Origin of the sequence: Staphylococcus sp. HMSC06C11, from assembly GCF_001808345.1 — a bacterium.
Lineage (GTDB): Bacteria > Bacillota > Bacilli > Staphylococcales > Staphylococcaceae > Staphylococcus > Staphylococcus capitis.
This window is the reverse complement of sequence record NZ_KV793047.1, coordinates 26,530-46,853: the sequence shown is the minus strand read 5'-3', so window position 1 is coordinate 46,853 and position 20,324 is coordinate 26,530. Positions and strand designations below refer to the sequence as shown.

At 32.0% G+C, this 20,324-nt stretch carries 19 protein-coding genes and 1 riboswitch; of the genes, 9 read left to right on the top strand and 10 right to left on the bottom strand.

From position 1 onward, the window contains the following. Positions 1 to 90: 90 nt before the first annotated feature. The 4 genes from HMPREF3154_RS08615 to HMPREF3154_RS08600 all read right to left on the bottom strand — a co-directional run bounded on the left by HMPREF3154_RS08615 (position 91) and on the right by HMPREF3154_RS08600 (position 6,549). On the bottom strand, positions 91 to 1,605 hold the full coding sequence (locus HMPREF3154_RS08615; protein WP_070474656.1) for an ABC transporter permease/substrate-binding protein: 1,515 nt from the start codon (positions 1,603 to 1,605) through the stop codon (positions 91 to 93). Next, positions 1,598 to 2,575: an ABC transporter ATP-binding protein gene (locus tag HMPREF3154_RS08610; protein ID WP_030063472.1), complete on the bottom strand. Its 978-nt coding sequence runs from the start codon at positions 2,573 to 2,575 to the stop codon at positions 1,598 to 1,600. Before HMPREF3154_RS08610 ends, HMPREF3154_RS08615 begins: the two co-directional genes overlap by 8 nt. Positions 2,576 to 2,867: 292 nt before the next feature. Further along, positions 2,868 to 4,649: a DNA helicase RecQ gene (gene recQ / locus HMPREF3154_RS08605; RefSeq protein WP_176744663.1), complete on the bottom strand. Its 1,782-nt coding sequence runs from the start codon at positions 4,647 to 4,649 to the stop codon at positions 2,868 to 2,870. 10 nt (positions 4,650 to 4,659) lie between these two features. Further along, positions 4,660 to 6,549: an ABC-F family ATP-binding cassette domain-containing protein gene (locus HMPREF3154_RS08600; RefSeq protein ID WP_172969465.1), complete on the bottom strand. Its 1,890-nt coding sequence runs from the start codon at positions 6,547 to 6,549 to the stop codon at positions 4,660 to 4,662. A 121-nt stretch (positions 6,550 to 6,670) separates the two neighbouring features. Here HMPREF3154_RS08600 and HMPREF3154_RS08595 point away from each other — a divergent pair, with 121 nt between their 5' ends. Beyond that, positions 6,671 to 7,486, top strand: a complete 816-nt coding sequence (locus HMPREF3154_RS08595; RefSeq protein ID WP_002433109.1) for a ZIP family metal transporter — start codon at positions 6,671 to 6,673, stop codon at positions 7,484 to 7,486. 178 nt (positions 7,487 to 7,664) lie between these two features. Here the strand turns inward: HMPREF3154_RS08595 and ltaS are convergent, their stop codons facing one another. The 6 genes from ltaS to HMPREF3154_RS08565 form a co-directional block, all read right to left on the bottom strand. Then, positions 7,665 to 9,605, bottom strand: coding sequence for a polyglycerol-phosphate lipoteichoic acid synthase LtaS (gene ltaS / locus HMPREF3154_RS08590; RefSeq protein ID WP_002433215.1), 1,941 nt, complete (start codon positions 9,603 to 9,605; stop codon positions 7,665 to 7,667). 588 nt (positions 9,606 to 10,193) lie between these two features. Then, positions 10,194 to 11,198, bottom strand: coding sequence for a 5-oxoprolinase subunit C family protein (locus tag HMPREF3154_RS08585; RefSeq protein ID WP_002433206.1), 1,005 nt, complete (start codon positions 11,196 to 11,198; stop codon positions 10,194 to 10,196). Further along, the gene (locus HMPREF3154_RS08580; RefSeq protein WP_002433099.1) at positions 11,182 to 11,892 is read right to left on the bottom strand and encodes a 5-oxoprolinase subunit B family protein; all 711 of its coding nucleotides are present in this window, start codon (positions 11,890 to 11,892) and stop codon (positions 11,182 to 11,184) included. Before HMPREF3154_RS08580 ends, HMPREF3154_RS08585 begins: the two co-directional genes overlap by 17 nt. A 270-nt stretch (positions 11,893 to 12,162) precedes the next feature. After that, complete coding sequence (locus HMPREF3154_RS08575) at positions 12,163 to 12,765, bottom strand: aminotransferase class IV (protein WP_070474649.1); 603 nt, start codon at positions 12,763 to 12,765, stop codon at positions 12,163 to 12,165. 1 nt (position 12,766) lies between these two features. Continuing rightward, positions 12,767 to 13,921, bottom strand: a complete 1,155-nt coding sequence (pabB, locus tag HMPREF3154_RS08570) for an aminodeoxychorismate synthase component I (protein ID WP_030063462.1) — start codon at positions 13,919 to 13,921, stop codon at positions 12,767 to 12,769. Then, positions 13,911 to 14,498: an anthranilate synthase component II gene (locus HMPREF3154_RS08565; RefSeq protein WP_049428783.1), complete on the bottom strand. Its 588-nt coding sequence runs from the start codon at positions 14,496 to 14,498 to the stop codon at positions 13,911 to 13,913. Before HMPREF3154_RS08565 ends, pabB begins: the two co-directional genes overlap by 11 nt. Positions 14,499 to 14,616: 118 nt before the next feature. Continuing rightward, positions 14,617 to 14,663: riboswitch (PreQ1 riboswitch) on the top strand. Between the two features lie 141 nt (positions 14,664 to 14,804). On the opposite strand from HMPREF3154_RS08565, the gene queC reads away from it, so the two are divergent. From queC to HMPREF3154_RS08525, 8 genes are all read left to right on the top strand, one after another. Then, a complete protein-coding gene (gene queC, locus HMPREF3154_RS08560; protein ID WP_002433505.1) occupies positions 14,805 to 15,476 on the top strand; it encodes a 7-cyano-7-deazaguanine synthase QueC in 672 nt (223 codons plus the stop codon). A gap of 1 nt (position 15,477) precedes the next feature. Next, positions 15,478 to 15,897 (top strand): 6-carboxytetrahydropterin synthase QueD, encoded by a 420-nt coding sequence (queD, locus tag HMPREF3154_RS08555; RefSeq protein WP_002433142.1) that lies wholly within the window; start codon positions 15,478 to 15,480, stop codon positions 15,895 to 15,897. Positions 15,898 to 15,900: 3 nt separating this feature from the next. Further along, the gene (gene queE / locus HMPREF3154_RS08550) at positions 15,901 to 16,614 is read left to right on the top strand and encodes a 7-carboxy-7-deazaguanine synthase QueE (protein ID WP_030063457.1); all 714 of its coding nucleotides are present in this window, start codon (positions 15,901 to 15,903) and stop codon (positions 16,612 to 16,614) included. A 99-nt stretch (positions 16,615 to 16,713) separates the two neighbouring features. Then, positions 16,714 to 17,313: a hypothetical protein gene (locus HMPREF3154_RS08545; protein WP_002433459.1), complete on the top strand. Its 600-nt coding sequence runs from the start codon at positions 16,714 to 16,716 to the stop codon at positions 17,311 to 17,313. Between the two features lie 280 nt (positions 17,314 to 17,593). After that, positions 17,594 to 18,031, top strand: a complete 438-nt coding sequence (locus HMPREF3154_RS08540; protein WP_030059103.1) for a DM13 domain-containing protein — start codon at positions 17,594 to 17,596, stop codon at positions 18,029 to 18,031. Positions 18,032 to 18,082: 51 nt separating this feature from the next. Beyond that, entirely contained in the window at positions 18,083 to 18,556 is a 474-nt protein-coding gene (locus HMPREF3154_RS08535) for a DoxX family membrane protein (protein ID WP_002433139.1), read from the top strand. After that, positions 18,531 to 19,220 carry a response regulator transcription factor SaeR gene (gene saeR, locus HMPREF3154_RS08530; RefSeq protein WP_030059105.1) on the top strand — a complete coding sequence of 230 codons (690 nt, stop codon included), beginning with the start codon at positions 18,531 to 18,533 and terminating at the stop codon, positions 19,218 to 19,220. Before HMPREF3154_RS08535 ends, saeR begins: the two co-directional genes overlap by 26 nt. Positions 19,221 to 19,222: 2 nt before the next feature. Beyond that, positions 19,223 to 20,272, top strand: a complete 1,050-nt coding sequence (locus HMPREF3154_RS08525) for a sensor histidine kinase (RefSeq protein ID WP_030059107.1) — start codon at positions 19,223 to 19,225, stop codon at positions 20,270 to 20,272. Positions 20,273 to 20,324: the final 52 nt, after the last annotated feature.

Below are 20,324 nucleotides of genomic sequence, written 5' to 3'. Positions count from 1 at the left end.
AAACAATAATGCATTTTAAAATCAATGAACCTTTAATGGCTGATAAATAAAAATTCCTGACATTTCATCGTGTCAGGAATTCAATAAATATTATTTAATTAACCCTTCTTTTTTCAAATAATCTTTGGCTACTTTATAAGGATCTTGCTTTTTAACTGTTACTTTGTAGTTCATTTCTTGCATTTGTTCATCTGTAATTTTTCCAGCTAATTTATTCAGTGGTTTCTTAACTTCAGGATGTTCTTTAAGGAATTTTTCTTTAAACATTGGTGCACCTTGGTAAGGTGGGAATACGTGTTTATCGTCTTTCAACACAACCATATTATATTGTTTTAATTCAGCATCTGTTGAATACGCATCGATTAAATTAATGTCTCCTTTTTCAACAGCTGTATAACGCAGCTTTGGTTCCATTGTTTTCACATTAGAAATATTAAGATTATAAGCCTTTTTAACGGCTTTAAAACCATCAGGACGATCGTTAAATTCTAATGTAAATCCTGGTTTAAGTTTATCTTCAACCTTTTGTAAATCGCCGATCGTCTTAATATTATTTTTCTTTGCAAAGTCTCGTTTAACTGCTAACGCATACGTATTATTATATTTCATTGGTTTAAGCATCGTCATGTGATCTTTCTTCTCTAAGCTTGTCTTTGCCTGTTGATATACTGCTGGTTCTTTTTTAGATTTTAAGTCTTCTTTAGTAAGCTCACCTAACACAGTACCCGTAAACTCTAAATAACCATCTATATCATCAGATTTCAAGGCATTAAATAAGAACGATGTTTTACCCATCCCATCTTTAACATCAACAGTGTCATCTGTTTCATCTTCAATTAAGATTTTATACATGTTAGTAATAACTGAAGGTTCTGAACCTAATTTACCCGCAAGTGTAATCTTATCACCCTTTTGTGCAAACAGTGGAATTACAATTGCTAATAAAATAACTAGTACAATTGCACCAAGAGTAATTATTATTTTCTTATATGAAAGCTTCTCCATATATCTTAATATTAAATCGAAAATAATAGCTAATAACGCTGCTGGAATCGCACCAATTAAAATAAGTGAACTATCATTACGATCTATACCTAGTAAAATAAGATCCCCTAAACCACCAGCACCAATAAGTGCTGCTAAAGTAGCAGTTCCGATAATTAATACCATTGCAGTACGTATACCTGCCATAATAACAGGCATCGCAATAGGTAGCTCTACCTTCGTAAGTCTTCTAATTGGTTTCATGCCAATACCTTTAGCCGCTTCAACTAAAGATGGATCTACTTCTTCTATACCAGTGTATGTATTACGCAATATAGGCAGTAATGCATATACAACTAAAGCAATGATTGCAGGCACTCGTCCAATCCCAAATATTGGTATCATCAGACCTAATAATGCTAGAGAAGGGATAGTTTGTAATACCGCAGCGATATTCATTACAATCTCTGATATTTTTTTAGTTTTCGTTAATAGTATTCCTAAAGGTACTGCAATAATAGTTGCAATTAATAATGCGATAAATGAAATTTGGATGTGTTCAATAATCGTAGAAAGAAGTTGTCCTTTTCTACCACTTAACGTATTTAGAAACTCATGCATGTGTGACGTTCTCCTTTCTTTCAGCTAAATAGTTGAAGATGTCTTCACGTTTTAGTAAATACTGATTTTGATTGTTACTATCATTAACAATAACAGCATCTGTTTGTGCTAGAAGATGATAAATGTCCTCTACTTTCTGATTCTCATTCACTTCAGGATAACTTGATGTATCTGACATTCCTTCTAAAGGACGATGTATATTTAATTCTTTAATTTTTATATTAGTCAGTCTGTTTTGAGATTGTTGTTCAAGGTGACTTCCCATAAATTGTTTTACAAAGTCAGTTTGAGGATGATCTTTGAAACCTTGTGGTGTATCAATTTGTTCAACATGACCATCATTTAATAGGCAAATTCTATCTCCCAATTTCATTGCTTCTTGAATATCATGTGTAACAAAGACAATAGTCTTTTTAATTTTAGTTTGTAGCTCAATTAAATCATCTTGTAATTTTTCTCTACTTATAGGATCTAAGGCACTAAATGGTTCATCCATAATAATAACAGGAGGATCTGCTGCTAAAGCTCTTACCACTCCTACTCGTTGGCGCTGTCCACCTGACAATTCATCAGGTTTTCGGTTTTTAAATTTTTCAGGCTTTAAACCAACCATATTTAATAATTCGTCTACACGTTGATCGATATCTTTATCTTTCCATTTCTTCATTTGAGGTACTTGTGCAACATTCTCTTTTATAGTCATATGTGGAAATAAAGCAATTTGTTGTAAGACGTATCCAATGTCCCAACGCATTTCATATACAGGGTAATCACTAATAGGTTTATCTTTAAAATAAATATATCCTTCACTTAATGGAATTAAGCGATTAATCATTTTAAGTGTTGTCGTTTTTCCACACCCTGATGGTCCAATTAACACGAAAAATTCCCCTTCTTTGATATTAAAACTTACATTATCTACTGCTGTATTATTCCCATATCGTTTCGTAACATTCTTAAATTTAATCACAATTTCACCTTCGTTCATTCTACTAAAAGTAGACAATTTTTAATCTATATTCCCTATTAAATCACTTTTAATGAGAAAATAACATTTTATTAAGCTTTATATTATTGAATTTTTTAAATTTTCTACACTTATTAAAAATAGTATATGAATCAAATATATTTATGGGCGTTTTAGAAGAGAGTATTTTATTTTTGCAAAAGTGATATCATCAATAGTTCAAAAATTACGCGTTAATTTAAAAACAACGACAAAATCTAGATAAGATAGACTTTGTCGTTGTTAGGATAATGTATTATATACTTGTTTTATAGGTCTGTATTTTTTCTAAAAACTTTGGACAGTAATGCTTCAATTTATAGCTTCCTACTCCATCTATTGAAATCATTTCTTGTTTAGTTTCTGGTTTACGTTTCGCAAATTCTTCAAGTGTATAATCAGAAAAAATATTCACTGGAGGGATATCTAATTTATCACTAAGTTGTTTACGTACTTCAACAAGTTCACTATAAAGTGCGCGATCGACACCTTCGACCGTATTGATATAAACCTTTTCTTTGCTTTTTTGTTTAAACGGCGTAGTATAAACTTTCGTACTATCATTAAGTAAATCTTTAACTGAATTATCACATATGAGGATTTCATCATTTTCATTGAGATAACCTTTAAAACGTAACTCGTCAATTAAATGCGCTAATTCAGATGTAGTGTAGTTTTTCATCAACCCATGAGTTGTAAGTTGATCGTAATCATTGTATTTTATATAGTCTGTAATTTCGCCTCTTAATACTTGAATAATAACGCTATAGCTCTCTTGTTGTTTTATTCTAGCTATACAACTTATTATCATTTTAGCTTCACGTGTCATATCATATGTTTTATTTTCTTGTATACAGTTACTGCATTGATCGCATTCTTCTAAATTTTCATTTGGTTCAAAGTAATGCACAATCGTTGCCTCGAGACATTTCTTAGTCTTTGTATATTGAAGCATTTTAGTGAGTTTTTCACCCATTTTATCCTTATAATCTTCATCTGCTTGTGAAACAGTAATAAAATACTCATGTAAGCCCTTATCTCGTTCACTAAATAATAGGATACATTCACTTTTTAAACCATCACGACCAGCACGTCCAGCTTCTTGATAATAAGATTCTATATCTCCAGGCATATTATAATGAACAACATAGCGCACATTTGATTTGTCTATTCCCATTCCAAAGGCATTTGTTGCGACAACCACTTCTACACGATCGTATAGAAAATCGTTTTGCGCTTCTTCACGTTCTTTATTTGTGAGACCAGCATGATAAATTGTACTTTTAACGTTTTCATTTTCTAAAGCTTCATTTAACTCTTCAACCTGTTTACGAGTTGAACAATAAATAATACCTGCTTGTCCTTCATGACTAGTCACGTAGTCCACTACAAATTTTTGACGTTGGTACGTTGGGTTCACTCTGAAAATTAAATTGCGACGTTTCGTGCTCGTCTTAATTTCGTCATTTTTGCCGATGTTTAACTTTTCCATAATGTCCTGTTGAACTTCAGCCGTAGCGGTAGCTGTTAACGCTACAATCGTGAAATCTTGAGGTAAAGAAAATACTCTGTGAATAACACTTTGATAACTTGGTCTAAAATCATGACCCCATTTAGAAATACAATGTGTTTCATCAAATGCAACTAAATGAATATTAACTTTTCGAAGTAAATTTAAGAAATAAGAGTTCTCAAATCTCTCAGGTGCTACATATAAGAATTGAATGTCACCCTGCTTAAGTTCTTGTTCAACCTCTTTTTGTTGCTTCTGAGTCAGACTACTGTTTAAATAAGCAGCTTTGATGCCCATCGCTTTGAGCTGATCAACTTGGTCTTTCATTAATGAAATAAGTGGACTTATAACAATCGTCGTGCCTCCAAGCATTAGTCCTGGTACTTGATAGCATATTGATTTACCGCCACCGGTTGGAAGAACTCCAAGCGTATTGCGATGGTCTAATATTTTGGTTATAATCTCCTTTTGTCCAGGTCGAAATGTTTCGTAACCAAAATAATGCGATAAAGTTTCTTGCATGATTTCATTCCCCTTATTGTTCTTTTATTTCCTCAAGTTCACTCCATCTTGTGATGTCTGCTTCATATGTTTGTTCAAGTTGTTCTTTTTCTTCATTTAGTTCTTTGATTTTGCCATAATCCGCACTGGCGGCTACCATTTCTTCATCAATGACTTCCAATCTTTCTTCCGTCTCTTCAATACGTGTCATAATTGTTTCGTATTCTAATTTTTCTTTATAAGATAACCCTGATTTCTTTCTTGTTTGCGCCTGTTGTTTAGATTGTTGTGCAGATTGTTTAGCTAATGATGTTTGCCTATCTTGTTCTTTCTTATAAGCCTCATAATCTTCAAATGTACCTTTGATTTTTTCCATGTAACCATCATGAATATACCAATACTCTTGTGCAACTTTGTTAAGAAAATATCGATCGTGACTAACAGTTATTACAGAACCACCGAAATCATCGATATAATCCTCTAAAATAGTGAGCGTTTCAGTATCTAAATCGTTTGTTGGCTCATCTAGTAAAAGTACATTAGGTTTATGTACTAATAGACGTAATAAATAAAGTCTTTTTTGTTCTCCACCGGATAGTTTATAAATTTTCTTACCATGAGTAGAACTTGGAAATAGGAATCGCTCTAATAATTGAGTGACAGAAATCGAAGTTCCATCTTTCTCTTTAGCCACTTCACTTTCTTCACGTAAATAATCAATCATTCTAATGTCGCGATTTAACGTTTCCTCTGTTTGTTTAAAATAGGCTACCTTAACAGTCTGCCCAATCTTTAACTCTCCATCAAAGTCATGGTCCTCATTACTTAGTATATTTAGTAATGTTGTTTTACCTGCGCCATTAGGCCCTACAACGCCTATGCGTTGCCCACTTTGAATAATTTCAGTAATATCTTTAAATAATACTCTGTCTTTAATCGACTTCGTTACATGATCTAATTCATAAACTTGTTTACCAAGCCTAGAATATGCAAGGTTCAATTCTCCTTTATCTTGAGAATGGTGACTCTTTACTTCTGATTCAAGATCATTAAATCGGTTAATACGTGCTTGTTGTTTTGTTGTTCTCGCCTTAGCTCCCGCTCGCATCCAAGCTAATTCTTGTTTATATAGTGCTTTTTGCTTTTGCTGTTGCTTTTGTTCAATTATCTCATTTTCAGCACGCATTGCTATGTAATCTTCGTAATTACCTGGGTATGCATTTAACTTCCCTCTATCTAATTCAATGATACGAGTAGATACTTCATTTAGGAAATAACGATCGTGAGTTACAAATAAAACAGTATGCGGGTATTGTTTTACATAATTAATTAACCAGTTAATGGACTCAAAATCTAAATGGTTTGTGGGCTCATCAAGTAGCAATAAATCTGGTTGTTCAATAAGCGTCTTAGCTAGAACAACGCGTTTTTGTTGACCACCTGAAAGCTCTCGAACATATTTATTAGTATCATTAATGCCTAATTTTGATAATATCGTTTTAATTTCAGCATTATAGTCCCACGCTTCATTCCTATCCATTGCTTCTTGCGCACGCATCATAGTATTTAATTTTGTTTCACTTTGATCAGCTGCATAAGCATTTACAGCACTTTCGTATGCTTTAATAATACTTAATGTAGGTGTGTCCGAACTTAATACTGCTTCAAATACTGTCATATCTCCATCTAAATCTTGCTTCTGAGATGAATAACGTATTCGATATTGATTAGGGTGAATAATATCTGCAGTAAAATCTTCATCTATGCCACCGATAACCTTGAGTAATGTACTCTTCCCTGTACCATTAATTCCTACAAGACCAATTCTTTCATGTTCTGAGATAGATAAATTTAAATTGTCGAATATGACTTTATCTGCATAGGATTTATTTAAATGTTCAATTTTATATGCTTCCATGCTTATCTTCCTTTTCAAATAAAGAATATTGTCAACTATCGAATTTTTAAAATAATTTTGTTAAGCTTAATTCAGTTCTATATATTATACACCTTTTTAGACTTAAATGATACAAGGAGACATACTTATGGCACAATTCTTTGAAAATCTGCCACCATATATTCAAGCACTCACAGCTGGTATCATCACGTGGTTATTAACTGCGCTTGGTGCGGCAGCTGTTTTTGTGTTTAAGAAGGTAAATGATAAAGTTTTAAACTCAATGCAAGGTTTTGCAGCAGGTATTATGATAGCGGCAAGTTTTTGGTCCTTATTAGAACCTGCTATTGAATCGAGTAAAGGAAGTTCGGTTCCATGGCTTCCTGCTGCAATAGGTTTTATTCTTGGAGGCTTCTTTATTCGAGCATTAGATTATGTTATTCCTCATATTCATCAAAATGCTCAAGATAAAAATCAACAGCGTGAAGGTGTGAAAACATCACTCGGTAAAAATACATTACTTGTATTAGCAATTACGCTACACAATATTCCCGAGGGATTATCAATTGGTGTAGCGTTTGGAGGCGTTGTCTCAGGTAATGGACAAGCCACTTTCTTAGGTGCAATAGGTCTTGCTATAGGTATTGGTATTCAAAATATTCCTGAAGGTGCTGCATTATCCATGCCAATCAGAGCTGCAGGTGCTTCTCGATTGAAATCTTTCAATTATGGGCAAGCTTCAGCTATTGTTGAGCCTATTTTTGCAACAATTGGTGCAGCTGCTATCTTAGTTGTAAATCCCGTTTTACCTTATGCATTAGCCTTTGCCGCTGGTGCGATGATCTTTGTCGTCGTTGAAGAACTTATCCCAGATTCTCAATCAAGTAATAATACTGATTTAGCTACAATGAGCTTAATGATTGGGTTTACGATTATGATGATACTTGATGTTGCTCTGGGTTAGTTGTATTTAAGTTACATTAATTAATTTAGATTAATTTTTGCTTATATAAAAAAGAGGACTATCAGATAAATTGTTTCGCGATACGCGAAGAATCTGATAGCCCTCTTTTTTTGTGAAATGGAAAAATCTGGATTGAGTAAACTTGGTTAAGCTACTCAATCCAGATTGATGTGTAGTATTATTTTTTCTCGTTACCTTTAGGACCTGTTTTGTATTCATACTTAGATGGGTTAATTTTCTTGAAGTCAGGATTTTTGTAGAATCTGAATAAGTCACCGTTAAGAACGCTATCACTCATTTCAAGATCTTTCTCAACTTGTTTCTTATTCTTGTCGAAGTCCTTAGGTTTCTTCGTTAGTAATTCATTATCTTTATTTGAGTAAAGCTTACCATTTACGTATTTATAATCTTTAGTAATAAAGTCACCGTTTCTAAATGGTACAACATCATTATGTTGTTTAGAGAACATGTCTGTACCAAACATTAAGTAGTTCTTACTGTCGATACCTACTAGGTGCAGAATTGTTGGCATAACGTCCATTTGGCCAGCATACTCTTTATTTACACCACCTGATTTACCAGGTATTTTCAACCAGAAACCAGTACGGTTTAAATCAGTAAATTTAGCTGGAGTGATTTTCTCACCTAATAGTTTTTCCATAGCGTTGTTATGATTTTCAGAGATACCATAGTGGTCACCGTAAATCATAATAACTGAATTATCGTAAAGACCTTTTTTCTTAAGATCAGTAATGTACTCTTCTAAAGCTTGGTCAAGATAATGTGCTGTTTGAATATAACCGTCTACTGTTGTGTCACCTGTGTTAGGTTTATCAATTGATGCATCTTTTTCATCCAATGTGAATGGATAGTGGTTCGTTAATGTAATCATATGAGAGTAGAACGGTTTTTTCATTTTAGATTGATAGTCAGCTGATGCTTTAAAGAACGGTTTATCTTTAAGACCAAGGTTAACAATATTATCATCAGACATATCAAAATATGTTGCATCATAGAACTTATCAATACCAAAATGTTTGTACACTTGGTCACGGTTCCAGAATGTTTTATAGTCACCGTGCATAACGTTTGAAGTGTAACCTTCTTTTTGGTCTAAAATAGCTGGTAATGATTGATAAGTGTTATCGCCTTTAAGTGAATATGCAGAACCTTGTGGTAATCCATATAAACTATTATCCATAGTAAACTCAGCATCGGATGTTTTACCTTGTCCAGTTTGATGGAAGAAGTTAGGGAAATAAGTAAAGTCTTGTTTACCACTTGATAATTTATTCAAGAATGGGGTAACTTCTTTACCGTTTACCTTTTTGTTAATTAAGAAAGTTTGGAAACTTTCCAAGTGTATTTTAATAATATTTTTCTTTTTCGCTACACCATAATACTCTTGATTTGGTTCAGTGCGCTTTTGCTTTGTATAATTTAAAACTTTGGTTAAATCATCTTCAGAAGCAAGTGCCTTTTGTTGATTGTTTTGGATTGTTTTCACGCCATCATAAACAGTAAAGTTATAAGGACCTAAGTATTTAACAAGATATTTATGGTCAAATGTTCTAGTTAATAATTCAGGTCTATCTGTTTCTGCAAATGCTAAGTTTAAAAAGAATAATGCCACTGAAGCTGCCATTACAACTGGAACAAATTTCTTACTAAATGCTCTTGTATCCAACCAATTACGTTTAAAAATTAAAATAATAAGGTAAATAATCGTATCAATGAAATAAACGAAGTCGTACCATTTAAATGATGCTCCGACAGCGCCACCCATTGATTCAACGTTACCTGCTTGGTTCAATGTGCTAAATGTTAAAAAGTCTGAGAAAAATCGGAAGTACACAACGTTTGCATAAAGTAGAAACGTTAATAGGAATCCCCCAATAAACATGAACCAGAAAGCTTTCTTACCTTTAAAGAATAAGAACACACTCAAAGTTAGTGCAATTAAACTATAAGGATTCATAAGTAATATTAAGTTTTGAACTAATCCCTTAACACCTAAAGAAAAATCAACATAATATGAAAAATACGTCTTCAAGGTAATCGTGAATACCGTTAATAAGAAGAACGCAAAAAGACTAATTTTCTTTTTGGGTAAACTCATGTTTGTTTCCTCCGTTAATAGTAATAAATCATTTTTATACATTTATCACAATGTTTAATAATCAAATAAAAAATTTCAAAGTTGATAATCAGAAATTAATTATAAAACTTAATACGTACTTTGGATTTAATACTTAATTATCAAAATGATATATTGTCGCTTTCCGACAATTCAATATTTACTGGTTATTTTTATTTCCTTTAATGTTCCATTGGCTCAGTGTTTGATAACTATTTATTCATTTTATAAAATTCATTATTAATAATTCAATGTAAGCTAGTTCGTAATAAAGTTTAGTACTAACTCATTCTTTAAAGATGTTAACTTTTTATTAAGAAATTATGATGTTTGTAATCATATTGTAACAATAATACATAGTTCAATTTATAAATATATAGTAATGTGTTACAAATATCAAGTAAAAACACGATATAAAAGTATGTTATTGTCACTAATACAAATAAATCAAATAGTTGTGCGACTCAAAGATTTTATAAAACAATATCTAATTATAATTATTTATCCCAATCATTTCATCATACTTTAGTACTAGCTAATAAAAAACTTTAATTTATCCTCTTCAACTAGCTATTTCATCATTTCAAGTTGCATACGATACTCAATACCATGAAACAGCTGGTTTAACCAGTTACTATACTTAATCAAATTCTTCTCCGCTGTTTCAATATCTATAAATTGGAATTTTAATTTAGACCCTTGAGGTTTTTGAGCTAACTTTGTTAAATGATAACTTGCTATTGTTCCAATTTGAGGATAACTTCCTAATGTATAGTGATCATTTAATAAGACGATAGGTGTACCATCTCTTTTAACTTGTATTGTTCCTTTTTTAACTGATTGATGTGCCGGCATATCATCATAATAGGCTTTGATTTTCTGACCATCTAATAACATTCCTACTCTATTCGTTTTACTAGATACTTTATAATCAGTTAACGTAAAACGTTGAATAGCATCCTTCTTAAAATCCTCGGTACCTTTGTTCTTAACTACATGAAATACGTCTGAAATGTAGTTAAAGGATAGTGCATATCCATCTATTCCCCAATCCGTTGTCCGTGTTTTAGCTAAGTTTTCAAATAATTTAATATGACGTTTAGAATAGTCGCGTTTTAATTCTACTTCATCCCCGTTTTCCAATTTCCTCCCTCTAAAACCACCTATTTTAACATTAAAATCTGTAGACGTAGAATCAAGCCATCTATCTAACTTAAATCCTCCACCAATTGCTAGATATACACGTGAGGTGCGACTTGTTTCTTTAAATTTAAGTACTTCCCCTTTTTCTATAAGATATAATTTATTAGGGTATACTTTTATATTTTGAGTTTCGGCTTTGAAATTACCACCAGTTAAAGCAATCAACGCAGGTTCAGTAAAACGAATCGTTGCCATTTTATGTGTCATTTCAAGCGTAGCTTCATTTTTGTCATTGGCTACAAGTCGGTTTGCAATTTCATGAGCTAAATCATCTAAAGCCCCACCAGGTATTACGCCGTCATGTTCATAACCATCTCGCCCAAAATCTTGAAAACTACTAAATAGCCCACTATTTTCAATTATGATTGACATGTTTAAAATCTCCTAGCTCTATATCGTTTTTCTCTTTCGCTTTGAAAGTTACATTGTCCCCTAATTTAAATAACGTAAAATCTTCTTGATTAGGAAAGAATAATTTAAGTGGTGTATATCCTATGACCAACCAATCGTTATACGTATCAGTAGTTACAATTCCACATTTTTTCCCCTCAAGAATAACTGAACCAGCTGGGATAAATTTTTTGTGTTTACTCGTATGATTAACATGTAACTTTTTATGCATACCCGTTAAATATGGAAATCCAGGAGAATATCCCATCATTGAAACAAAGTAGTTCGCACCGGTATGTAATTGTATAAAGTCCGATAATTTAAGTTTAAGATGCTTCAATAATTCAGGGAGGTCTGGACCAAATTCATCACCATATACGATGGGTACCTCAATAAGTTGTTGTTCACCCTCATGGTGGTTAATTTCCATTTGTATTGAATCAATTAAAGCTTTCATATATAAAAATGGTGATTGAATATTGTGATGTTTAATCATGTCTCTAGCATCATAGCAAATCATCAAATCAGATTCTGTAGGTACAATTTCAGTAATAAATGGATATGCTTTATCAATTAAATATGATCTTAATGCTAATAAATCCTCTGTAAGGTTTTGAGATACATCTTTTTCAATAGATACAACAATAGCTTGGTCGCCTTGACTGTATATTTTCATATTTCCACCTCATACAAATTAGTAATGATAAAACACATTCATTAAATCAATGACATGCGGCATCAACGATTTTATTAAAAGATAAACCAATAGACATGCACATAGGCTAGTTATCGTTGCACAAATTCGTGCGTAAAGCATTTTATTTTGCGATAACAATTTTTGAACAATATATTTATTTAAAATTGCGAGCACAACTAAGATAACTAACCATAAGATTGTCATAGGCTACCTCTTCTTTTAAATATTCAAATTTCTTTCATATTAATTTTATAGATAAATTTTGACATCGGCAACCTCTCGTAGACTATTGATTAAATAGACATTAATTTGTTTTCTTTGTAATTTCTTTCTAAAATCATCTATATTCTTCGTTTTTAATTTACCTTGATCAATAAGTGATTGACGCATACAACCTCGTAGAAAGTCATCGTTATAACATGGTGTGTACCATTCATTTCCTTCCTCGATCATAATGTTGCCAATGTCAAATTCCAAAATTTTTCCATTTTCATCATATAAAAGTATTAAATCTGTTTCATGACTATGTTCTAGATAATGACGTTCAGAAGTTTTATTAACGATAATCGATTCTTTTACTAGATGAGATCTTTGAACCATTTTTGCTGTAAAAAATGTCTTATCTGCTAAAGGTGCGAGTACATAATTTAATTGCCCATTTTGTTCTAAAGTTAACTTCAAACGATATTTGCCATTTGGATATGTCGTCTTTATCATTTGAGTTAACTCATACCATTGCTGTTGATCAAAATTAAATTTTAACTCTTTGCTTGATTCTGTAATTCTTTTTAAATGATAAACTTCTCTATATATACAACCATCTTCAAGTTTCATTGTTTCAAATAATTGCATCTTACAAATTCTCCAAGATTTTAGTTTTGTCGTGAAATTCTTGAACTTCATTTTCAGGGATAGAATCAATAGTAATACCAGCGCCAACGCCATAGATTGCACTTTGATTTCTATATTCAATCGTACGTATTGGAATATTAAAAATCATACGTCCTTCTGGTAGTAACATACCTATCGTTCCACAATATATTGAGCGAGGGGATGATTCTAATTGTTCAATATATTTCATGGTACTTAATTTAGGTGCGCCTGTAATTGATCCACAAGGAAATAAAGCAGTTAAAATATTTATGAGCTTCATTTCTGACTCCAGCTGTCCAGTAACCATGCTCGTCATTTGAAATACTGTGTTATAACGCTCAATCATAAATGGTTTGTATACATTAACTGTGCCACTTTGTGAAATTCGAGAAATATCATTTCTTAACAAATCTACTATCATGACATTTTCGGCTCTATCTTTATCAGAATGTATTAATTTATTATATAATGTTTCGTCTTCCTCTATAGTTCGACCTCTGGGCATAGTTCCTTTCATAGGTTTACTAACAATGATGTTGCTCTTACCTTTAAATTTTCCTTTTTGAAAGAACAACTCTGGAGAAATAGACGCTACTTTTATATCTGGTGTATCGATTAGAGCTGTATAACTACCATTTTGTTGATTATTCAGTTTGTCATATAGTGCTTTAATAGGTAACTGAATATCTGAAATTAATCGCGTAGTGTAGTTAACTTGATATGTATGGCCATCTACTATGGCTTTTTGAATGTGCTTTATTTTGTCAATCATTGCTTCATCACTTTCTATGAATTTAAAATGATGCGATAAAGCATTATTTGTATGAGCACCATCATGACGACGATTTCTCTCTACATCTCGACCACACTTGAAAGAATATGCAGCTGCTAAAATCTTTGCTTCCCCTGTTGTATTTACACACATATGCTTATTAAAATAGGGAGCCGCTTCATACGCTATATATACTGCGACATAGTAACCTTTTTGCTGTTCATTTTCAGCAAAATGAATAACATTCCCCACTTCCTCAACACTGTATGCAATCTTAGAATCTAGATATTCTTCCATCAGAATATGATAATCCGTACAACTTTCTTCATCTTCAAAATATCGGTAATTGAATTCAACATGCATATTCAACGCCTGCCTCATTTAAAAATAATTTAAGTTGGTCATGACCATATTCACTTAAAATAGATTCTGGGTGGTATTGCACACCGTAAATGGATAAATATTGATGTTGAACTGCCATAATAACATTCTCGTCATTAGTCGCAGTGACCTTTAAAGTGTTTGGTATGTATTCTGAATCTACCATTAATGAGTGATATCTCATCACGTTAAACTCTTGAGGAAGTCCTTTGAAAATACCTTCATTGGTATGGCGTAGAGTAGTGGTATGACCATGTATAGGTTTAGGGCTATGAATAATACGACCACCATAATATTCAACAATGAGTTGGAAGCCTAAACAAACGCCAAGAATTGGAATAAGTTGGTCATAATGAGAAATAATGGTTGAAAGTACCGGATAATCACTTGGTTTACCGGGCCCAGGTGAAATAATAATAGCTTTAGGACTCAACTTTTTAAGCTTTGTAATTGATACTTCATCAACTGATATAACTTTAACCTCATCAGTCGTTTGAACTTTAAGATAATCTATTAAATTATAAGTAAAAGAATCATGGTTATCTATCATTACAATCATAAGTTTGCTCCGAAAAATTAAATTTTATTATTTTATTATATTTGTCACTCTATTATCACAGAACGTGACTTGATTTTATACAGTATATCGTTTATTCTATTTTGCGTACAAAATTAATAAAAAAGAGGTTCCTAGCCGAAACCCTCTATAAAAAACTAGACGAGTATTCAACTCCAATGAATGTGAGTATACATATACTTTTGGTTATTTGATTAAAACTATATGTGTTCTTACATCCTCGTGTCTATCTTTTTTATAGAGATAGACTTTTTTTATGTCAAATTTTAATGATGAGGAGTAATTGCTATGACTAAAAGTACCTTAGACAAAGACAAAGCTATCGTAGTATTTAGTGGTGGTCAAGACAGTACGACTTGTTTATTTTATGCAAAAAAACATTTTAAAGAAGTAGAACTTGTCACATTTAACTATGGTCAAAGACACGATACTGAAATTGAAGTCGCTAAAAAAATTGCAAATGAACAAAATTTAAAACATCATATCTTAGATATGTCTCTTTTATCTCAACTCACACCTAATGCATTAACACAACATGATTTAGAGATTGAAGAAAATGATGATGGTATACCTAATACATTTGTTCCTGCACGTAATTTATTGTTTTTATCATTTGCCGGAGCCTTAGCTTACCAACTTAATGCTAAACACATCATCACTGGCGTATGCGAAACTGACTTTTCAGGATACCCAGATTGCAGAGACAGTTTCATTAAATCAATGAATGTGACATTGAGCCTTTCAATGGATAAAGATTTTGTCATTCATACTCCATTAATGTGGCTAGATAAAGCTCAAACATGGGAATTAAGTGATGAATTAGGTGTATTAGATTATGTACGCCATAATACACTAACGTGTTATAACGGTGTTATCGGAGATGGATGTGGAGAGTGTCCTGCTTGCAAGTTAAGAGCACGTGGTTTACATCATTATTTAGAAAGTAAAGGAGTCGAGTAATATGTTACAACAAATCTATCCAAGTGTAGAGCACCCCTACCAATTCGAATTAAATAAAGACTTTAATTTTTCTGCTGCACATTATATCCCCTGTGAAGATGCTGGTAAATGTATGAGGACACATGGTCATACGTATTTCGTAAACATAACTATAGCTGGGGATGAATTAGATCATAATGGTTTCCTTGTAAACTTTGCCGATTTGAAAAAGTTAATCCACAATCAATTCGATCATCATTTATTAAATGATTTAGAACCATTTAAAGGCAAAAATCCATCTACAGAAATTGTCGCACAAACAATTTATACTATGGTAAAAGACTACTTGAGTAAACGTGATAATCAGCCTAAATGTGTTCAAGTATTCTTACGTGAAACACCAACAAGCTATGTAGTTTATAGACCAAAGGATGCTCAGTAATTTATGGCTAAGATTCCTGTTTTAGAAGTATTTGGACCTACGATTCAAGGCGAAGGTCGTGTAATTGGCCGTAAAACGATGTTTGTGCGTACAGCTGGTTGTGATTATCGTTGTAGTTGGTGCGACTCAGCATTTACCTGGGATGGTAGTGCTAAGGAAGATATCCGTCTACTTACGGCTGAAGAAATCTATGAAGAATTACTCGAAGTAGGTGGCAACCATTTTAATCATGTCACTATCTCAGGAGGTAATCCAGCCCTAATTAAAGGAATTCAAGATTTAGTAGATTTGTTTGAAGAGAAAAATATTTATACAGCATTAGAAACACAAGGAAGTAAATTCCAACCCTGGATGACTCAAATTAATGATTTAACCATTAGTCCTAAACCACCTAGTTCAATGATGAAACCAAATTTAAATACATTAGATTCAGTTATTGATCAATGTGTACATGACACACTTAATTTAAAAGTTGTTATATTTAATGAAGAAGATTATGAATTTGCAACAATGATTCACCATCGTTACCCTTCAATTCCATTTTACCTTCAAGTGGGTAATCCCTATTTAGAAGATGAAGTCGAAAACCATACTGATAAATTATTAGAAAGATATGAAGAACTAGTAGACAGAGTGATGGAAAGTGATGAGATGAACCATGTTTATGTACTTCCACAATTACATACATTATTGTGGAGTAATAAAAAAGGAGTTTAAAATAATTAATAAGTTAAAGTTTCTTGAGTGTTATGTAATGATTAAGTTTATGTTAATTGATATAATGTTGAGATGAAGAATTATGGATAGGAGTTCAACATGATTATATTTATATTAATTAATATTGCCGTTGTCATACTCGTTACCGGTTTAGACTTATATCGGCATCAATACAAACAACTTAAGTTTAGCTCCATATTATTATCAATATCAATCAACTGTGTGATTGATATATTTGTGATTGATAAGTTTAATTTCATAACTTTATTCACTACAATTTTATTTTTAGTATGGACATTTTTACAGATATATTTAAATCACAAATTATATCCATTTTTGATAAAAGAACAAAAATTTATCGCTACTATATTTGCCATAGTCATCAGTTTAGCTCAATTTATCACTGATATTTCTAGTGAACAATCTGTATACATGTCTTTACCTTATTTAGCCCCAGCGATATTTATTATTGGCGCTGTATTACTATTTGTAGGAACCTTTAAGTTATCTGAAATCGAACACCTGTCTTTATTGCGAAAAGTTAAAAGACCTATCACCACTGGTACAATTATTATAATTTTATCATTGACTTTAATGATGATTTTGACACCATTTTGGTATGTATTTGTGATTATTTACTTCCTATTCATAGCATATATTTTGTGGCAAGGTATCTTTTTTGTGAAAGGAAACTTATAATACTTATACTTTGTTAATCGTAATAAGAACTCTTAATTTCCTCACCTATTTCCAACATCTATATTTGGACTGAGATAATCATTGTTATCTCAGTCTTTTTTTACCTTCTAATCCTCCACTTTTCATTTTAATCTTTAAAATCACATTAATACTTAAATCTATAAATAAAAATTATTTTGATTTAATTCTTTTTTAAATGTAGTTAATAAAAAGTTAATGGTTTATATTTGTTACTCCGATTAAACTTATCTTAAATACAAATAGAAAAGAGGAATACATCATGAATACCAAATATTTATTAGCAGTAAGCGCAATTGTGACATCCCTTACTTTAGGAGCTTGTGGAAATTCTAATTCAAATAATGAACATGCTCACGACAAAGATAAACAACAAGAAGAAAGCAAAGTTAAAACTGATAAATCAAAAAAATTATCTGGTACATTTAAATCTAAAAATGGCGAAAAGGTCGAAGGTACAGCAAAAATTGAAAATGGCAAATTGATGCTTAAAGACTATAAGTCATCTAAAGGACCAGACCTATATGTATACTTAACGAAAGATGGCAATATTAAATCAGGAAAGAAAATTTCAACAGTGGATTACAACAAATCTCAACAAACATTTAATTTAAAAAACATTGATTTAAATAAATACAACGAAGTAACAATTTATTGTGAAAAGGCTCATGTCATTTTCGGTGGCGCAAAATTAAAATAACTTAATCACATATTCATATGTTTGTATTGAGAGAAAGAGAGAGGAAAAACTATGAACAAGTTAAGTTTATTAATAATTTTTATCATTCGCGTAGGTTCTGGAATTGTCATTTTCCGGCAAGGTTTGGAGAAGTTTACAGGCGATTTCACACTTAATGGTCTAGTACCTGTCATTCGCGATAATACAGATTCTCCGCAATGGTATAAATGGTTTTTCGAAAATATTGTCTCCCATTCCACAGGTTTATTTAACTTCATTATCCCGTTAGGAGAAATGGCAATCGGTCTAGGTTTAATCTTAGGCGTTTTGGCTTATACTGCAAGTTTCTTTGGTGCCTTTGTTATGATAAATTATATCTTAGCAGATATGATTTTTACGTACCCTTTACAATTAGCATTCTTTATAATCTTATTAATGAGTCACTCACTAATTAATAAGATTTCACTTAAAGAAGTTATCACTCAATTAAGAGTACGTAACAACCGAGGTGAAGACAAGCATGACCCACTTACTAATCGTAGATGATGAGCAAGATATTGTAGATATTTGTCAGACTTATTTTGAATATGAAGGTTATCAAGTAACAACGACAACAAATGGTAGAGAAGCCATCAAATTGCTGTCATCAGAAATCGATGTCATGATTTTAGATATTATGATGCCTGAAGTTTCAGGTTACGATATTGTAAAAGAAATGAAAGCACAGCAACTTGATATTCCTTTTATTTACTTAACAGCTAAGACACAAGAACACGACACAATTTACGCTTTAACATTAGGCGCTGATGATTATGTTAAGAAACCATTCAGCCCTAGAGAACTAGTATTACGGACAAATAATTTACTTGCACGTATTAGTAAATATCAATCTAATCATCAGACCGAGCAACTTGAATTTAACGGTCTCATTTTGAAAAATCAAAGTAAAACATTAACCATAAATAGTGAAGAAATTCCTATGCGTATTAAAGAGTTTGAATTATTATGGTACCTTGCCTCTCGTGAAAATGAAGTCATTTCCAAGTCAGAACTTTTAGAAAATGTTTGGGGATATGATTACTACGAGGATGCAAATACTGTTAATGTTCATATCCATCGCATACGAGAAAAATTAGAGAAACATCATTTCATCTCATATACAATAACAACGGTATGGGGGTTAGGATATAAATTTGAAAGGAGCCGATAAGCATGTTCTCTATTCGTAGCCAAATCGCTATCGGCGTTATTTCCAGTGTACTCTTAACAACCATTATACTGGTCATTGCGTATAAACTTATGTGGTTCAATGGTCACATGACCTTAAGCTTAAGCATTACGACAATGATTACAAGTTGTTTAACACTATTAATATGCAGTATCTTTATTAATCCTTTAATCCAGAAAATTAAACAATTCAACATTAAGACGAAACAGTTCGTCAACGGTGAGCATTTAATAGATGATGATACTTTCCAATCACCCAGAGAAATTAGAGAATTAAATGACTCATTCAATAAAATGGCAGATGAAATCACTAAACAAATGGACATGATTAAAAATGAACAACAGGAAAAAACTGAAATTATTCAAAATCTTGCCCATGATTTAAAGACACCACTTGCAGGAATTATTTCATATACTGAAGGTTTACGTGATGGAGTCATCCAAGAACATCAAGAAGTACATGCAGCCTATGAGACGTTAATTAAACAGGCCAACCGTCTATCCACCTTATTTGATGATATGACACATGTGATATCACTTAACACAGGTCGTTCCTATCCATTAGAATTAATTCAATTGGATCAGTTACTTGTAAATATATTACAAACCTACGAACAACGTATTAAACTTGAACATCGATCATTGGAAGTTAATTTCTGTAGTCGTATTGACGCTTTTTATCAATATCGTCCTCCTTTAGAGCGTATTTTGACTAATTTATTAGATAACGCATTAAAATTTTCTAATTATGGAAGTCGAATTGATATTATTATTTCTGAAAATGCTAATAAAGATAGCATTAATATAGCTATTAAAGATGAAGGCATTGGTATTATGCATGAACTTCAATCTCGCATCTTTGAAAGAACATTTAGAGTAGAAGATTCAAGAAATACGAAAACAGGTGGTTCGGGACTAGGATTATACATTGCCAGTGAACTTGCACAACAAATCGATGCCTCAATATCAGTAGAAAGTGAACTTAATGTGGGAACAACTATGATGCTTACATTAAAAAAGTTTAACTTTTCGTAAAAATTACAAAAGAGAGTATCAAAACTAATTTTGTTTTGATACTCTCTTTCCT

Coding starts and splice junctions, on each gene's coding strand:
- HMPREF3154_RS08615 (WP_070474656.1), bottom strand. CDS start 1,605: ATGCATGAGTTTCTAAATACGTTAAGTGGTAGAAAAGGACAACTTCTT.
- HMPREF3154_RS08595 (WP_002433109.1), top strand. CDS start 6,671: ATGGCACAATTCTTTGAAAATCTGCCACCATATATTCAAGCACTCACA.
- ltaS (WP_002433215.1), bottom strand. CDS start 9,605: ATGAGTTTACCCAAAAAGAAAATTAGTCTTTTTGCGTTCTTCTTATTA.
- HMPREF3154_RS08585 (WP_002433206.1), bottom strand. CDS start 11,198: ATGTCAATCATAATTGAAAATAGTGGGCTATTTAGTAGTTTTCAAGAT.
- HMPREF3154_RS08580 (WP_002433099.1), bottom strand. CDS start 11,892: ATGAAAATATACAGTCAAGGCGACCAAGCTATTGTTGTATCTATTGAA.
- HMPREF3154_RS08575 (WP_070474649.1), bottom strand. CDS start 12,765: ATGCAATTATTTGAAACAATGAAACTTGAAGATGGTTGTATATATAGA.
- pabB (WP_030063462.1), bottom strand. CDS start 13,921: ATGCATGTTGAATTCAATTACCGATATTTTGAAGATGAAGAAAGTTGT.
- HMPREF3154_RS08565 (WP_049428783.1), bottom strand. CDS start 14,498: ATGATTGTAATGATAGATAACCATGATTCTTTTACTTATAATTTAATA.
- queC (WP_002433505.1), top strand. CDS start 14,805: ATGACTAAAAGTACCTTAGACAAAGACAAAGCTATCGTAGTATTTAGT.
- queD (WP_002433142.1), top strand. CDS start 15,478: ATGTTACAACAAATCTATCCAAGTGTAGAGCACCCCTACCAATTCGAA.
- queE (WP_030063457.1), top strand. CDS start 15,901: ATGGCTAAGATTCCTGTTTTAGAAGTATTTGGACCTACGATTCAAGGC.
- HMPREF3154_RS08545 (WP_002433459.1), top strand. CDS start 16,714: ATGATTATATTTATATTAATTAATATTGCCGTTGTCATACTCGTTACC.
- HMPREF3154_RS08540 (WP_030059103.1), top strand. CDS start 17,594: ATGAATACCAAATATTTATTAGCAGTAAGCGCAATTGTGACATCCCTT.
- HMPREF3154_RS08535 (WP_002433139.1), top strand. CDS start 18,083: ATGAACAAGTTAAGTTTATTAATAATTTTTATCATTCGCGTAGGTTCT.
- saeR (WP_030059105.1), top strand. CDS start 18,531: ATGACCCACTTACTAATCGTAGATGATGAGCAAGATATTGTAGATATT.
- HMPREF3154_RS08525 (WP_030059107.1), top strand. CDS start 19,223: ATGTTCTCTATTCGTAGCCAAATCGCTATCGGCGTTATTTCCAGTGTA.